The sequence below is a fragment of the Roseateles sp. P5_E11 genome (genome assembly GCF_054049355.1).
In genome coordinates this window covers 1-3,805 of record NZ_JBFUMO010000552.1, presented here as the reverse complement: position 1 = coordinate 3,805, position 3,805 = coordinate 1, and the positions used below count along the sequence as shown (strand labels likewise).

Genomic DNA, 3,805 nt, shown 5'->3' with positions numbered 1-3,805 from the left:
GATCGTCTTCGGCTGCCAAATGGGCCTGATAGTGAGTTGTGTAGTTAAGTAACAAGTTGGCATCAAGAGGCGCGGTTCTTCCGCCGGTCCATGCGAGCAGAGGCTCGCGCAACAGCGCCCACATTCGCCCCATCTCGACGTGATCGGCGTGCAGTCGATCGGCCAGATCCGTCAGGCCAGCCCTGCGCAGCCGCGGCAGCACATGGCGCTCCTCGTCTTCGTGGTGAGCCGGGCCGGCGCGGTCGAAATAGCGCAGCACATCGGCCGCAGCGTCGCGCGCCTGGGCGTCCACGCCATGCTGCTGGACATGTGCATGCAGGCGCTGCAGCAGGTCCAGGCTGCGGCGCACGCGCTCGTGACAGGCGGCCAGCATCTCGAAGGGCTGGTCGAAACCGACGGCGGGGCCGGCGTGCAGGAAGTCGACACGGGAGCTCATGCGACGGATTGTCCGACCGCGACAAAATGCCCCCATGACCGCCGCCCCCGCCTCCCGCGCCGCCGATCTGCGCGCCCAGCTGAACCATCACGCCCACCAGTACTACGTGCTCGACGCGCCCGAACTGCCGGACGCCGAGTACGACAAGCTCTTCGCCGAACTGCAGGCCATCGAGGCGGCCCACCCCGAGCTGCTGACGGCGGACTCGCCGACCCAGCGCGTCATCGGTGCCGTGCTGCCCGGCCTGACGCCGGTGCGCCATGCCGTGCCCATGCTGTCGATCACGACAGAAACCGACACGACCGAAGGCGGAGCCATCGCCTTTGACGCCCGCGTGCGTCGCGAGCTGGGGCTGAAGGAGGGCGACGCAGCGGTGGACTACAACGCCGAGCTGAAATTCGACGGCCTGGCCATCAACCTGCGCTATGAGGACGGCGTGCTCGTGCAGGCCGCCACGCGCGGCGACGGCGAGACGGGCGAGGACGTCACGCACAACGTGCGCACCATCGGCCAGATTCCGCTGCGCTTGAAAGGTGACGCCCCGCCGGTGCTGGAAGTGCGTGGTGAGGTCTACATGCGGCGCGACGCCTTCGAGGCGTTGAACGAGCGCCAGCGTGCCAAGGGCGACAAGACCTTCGTCAACCCGCGCAACACGGCCGCCGGCGCCATCCGCCAGCTCGACTCGCGCCAGGCCCGCGACAAGCCGCTGAGCTTCTACGCCTACGGCATCGGCGACGTGCAGGGCTGGGCGCTGCCGGCGACGCAGTCCGGCCTGCTCGATGCCTTGGCCGACTTCGGCGTGCCCGTCAACAAGCTGCGCACGGTCGCGGCCGGTACGGCGGGCCTGGTCGAATTCCACCAGCGCGTGGCGGCTGCGCGTGACGATCTGCCCTTCGACATCGACGGCGTCGTCTACAAGGTCAATTCCCGCGAGCTGCAGCAGAGGCTCGGCTTCAAGACGCGCGAGCCGCGCTGGGCCGTGGCCCACAAATACCCGGCCCAAGAGCAGGTGACGACACTGCTGGCCATCGACGTGCAGGTGGGCCGGACAGGGAAGCTGACGCCGGTGGCGCGGCTGGACCCGGTGTTCGTCGGCGGCACGACCGTCAGCAACGCCACGCTGCACAACGTCTTCGAGATGCGCCGCAAGGGCGTGCGCGTCGGCGACAAGGTCATCATCCGCCGGGCGGGCGACGTGATCCCCGAGGTCGTCGGCCGCGTGCCCGGTGAGCGCGCCAGCTACGTGCCCAACTTCCACATGCCGCGCGCCTGCCCCGTCTGCAAAAGCGAGGTCGTGCGCGAGCGCGGCGGCATGGATCACCGCTGCTCGGGCGGCGTCTTCTGCCCGGCCCAGCGCAAGCAGGCCATGCTGCACTTCGCCGGCCGCCGCGCGATGGACATCGAAGGCCTGGGCGACAAGCTGGTCGAGCAGCTCGTCGACGCCGGCATCGTGCTGAGCCTGCCGGGCCTCTACAAGCTCGGCGTCGCCAAGCTCGCAGCCTTGGACCGCATGGCCGAGAAGAGCGCGCAGAACATCGTCGACGCGCTGGAAAAGAGCAAGACGCCCACGCTGGCGCGCTTCCTGTTTTCGCTCGGCATCCGCCAGGTTGGCGAGACGACGGCCAAGGAGCTGGCGCGGCACTTTGGCACGCTGGACAAGCTGATGAACGCCAGCGTCGAGCAATTGCTGGAGGTGGCCGACGTCGGCCCCATCGTCGCGACCAGCATCCACACCTTCTTTGCGCAGCCGCACAACGTCGAGGTTGTCGAGCAGTTGCTGGCGGCTGGCGTCCAACCGAAGGAAAGTGCCGGCGAGGCCGACGACCGGCCGCGGCCGCTGCTGGGCAAGACGCTGGTGCTGACGGGCACGCTGCCGACACTCTCGCGCGACGAGGCCCAGGCCTTGATCGAGGAGGCGGGCGGCAAGGTCAGCGGCTCGGTGTCGAAGAAGACGAATTACGTCATCGCCGGCGAGGAGGCCGGCAGCAAGCTGGAGAAGGCCCGCAGCCTCGGCGTCCCCGTGCTCGACGAGGCCGGCCTGCGGGCCTTGTTGGAGACGGGCGCCTGAGCAGCGCCCGCCCGCTCACTGGCTGACCTGGATGACCCGGCCGTTGAGCGGCTGCACGGGTCGGGCGTTCATTGCATAGACGCGGCCGAAGCGGGCGATCTGCTCGGCAGACACCTGCACCGGCGTCTTCAGCACGAACCAGCTGACGCCTTCGCTGCAGGGCGGCGTCGTCAGCGAGCCGGCGAAGCTGTAGTAGGCGCGGTTGTCGGGCAGCAGGGCGTTCAGGTCGATGCCAAGGCCGGCGACGCTGGACTCCTGCTCCTTGGCCTTGGGCAGGTTGTCGAACACGGCCTGGATCAGCGGCAGCCTGGCACCCTTGTCCATCAACACCGCCACGACGGCCAGCTTGCCGTCCTCGCTCTTGTGAACGAGATGAGCCACGAGCGGATAGGCCTTGCCGTTCACCCGTTCCTCACTGGGCTTGTGGAAGTGGAACTGCAGCAGCTCGTAGCGCTTGTCGCCGACGGTGATCGAACTGCCCGGCGCGATGTTGACCTGCACGGTGTGGCCGTTGTCGATGATCTTCAGCGGCGTGGGCKTGTAGTCGAAGCTGATCGCGGGCAGGGCAGCCGACTGGACGTCGGTGGTGCGGATGTCGATGGGCGACTGGGTCTGCCCCATCGCGCAGGTGCCGAACTTCTCGTCGACGCTGGCCCATTTGGCCGGCCCGGTCACGCCGCTGTAAGTCCAGTGGGCCGGGTGCTGGCCGGGGTGTGCGGTCGCCGTTTCGGCGCAGAAGCCGGCGGCTGGCAGCAGGGCTGCCGTGAGCGCGATGGCGTTGAGCTGGGAAATCCTTTTCATGTGCGGCTCCTTGAGTCTTGGAAGTACGCCGCCGCGCGGGAGGCGGCGCCGGTCATTGTGTGACGAGAGCCGCCGCCCTGGCGACAGCTTCCGGACAGCCGGTGGATGAAGAAATGCGAGCGCCCCGTGGCGGGTTTTTACAAGACCCCCAACCGACCGCTGCGGACACTGGGTTCCATCGATTCACCTCACCTGGAGCCCACCATGACCGCTGCCATCCGCCCCTTCCACATCGACATCCCGCAAGCCGCCATCGACGATCTGAAGCAGCGCCTGCGCCAGACGCGCTGGCCGCAGGCCGTGGCCCAGGACTGGAGCCGCGGCCAGCCCGTCGCTTTCGTCCGTGAACTGGCCCATCAGTGGCTGAACGGATTCGATTGGCGCCAGCAGGAAGCCGCGCTGAACCGCCACCCGCAGTTCACAACCGAGATCGACGGCCAGACGATTCACTTTCTGCACGTGCGCTCGCCCGAGCCGCATGCGCTGCCGCTGATCCTCAC

General features: G+C 68.1%; 4 protein-coding genes. 2 read left to right on the top strand and 2 right to left on the bottom strand.

Annotated features, from left to right (window positions below; genetic code table 11):
• On the bottom strand, positions 1-436 hold a 436-nt coding region (locus tag ACXJKR_RS26750), incomplete at its 3' end, for a hemerythrin domain-containing protein (protein WP_457325399.1).
• A gap of 34 nt (positions 437-470) precedes the next feature.
• On the opposite strand from ACXJKR_RS26750, the gene ligA reads away from it, so the two are divergent.
• Positions 471-2,504 (top strand): NAD-dependent DNA ligase LigA, encoded by a 2,034-nt coding sequence (ligA, locus tag ACXJKR_RS26745; RefSeq protein ID WP_457325398.1) that lies wholly within the window; start codon positions 471-473, stop codon positions 2,502-2,504.
• Between the two features lie 15 nt (positions 2,505-2,519).
• Here ligA and ACXJKR_RS26740 read toward each other — a convergent pair whose 3' ends face one another.
• Positions 2,520-3,305, bottom strand: a complete 786-nt coding sequence (locus tag ACXJKR_RS26740; RefSeq protein ID WP_457325397.1) for a carbonic anhydrase — start codon at positions 3,303-3,305, stop codon at positions 2,520-2,522.
• Between the two features lie 204 nt (positions 3,306-3,509).
• Between ACXJKR_RS26740 and ACXJKR_RS26735 the strand changes: the two genes are divergently transcribed.
• Positions 3,510-3,805, top strand: a 296-nt coding sequence (locus ACXJKR_RS26735; protein ID WP_457325396.1) for an epoxide hydrolase N-terminal domain-containing protein, incomplete at its 3' end; no start/stop codon positions are given.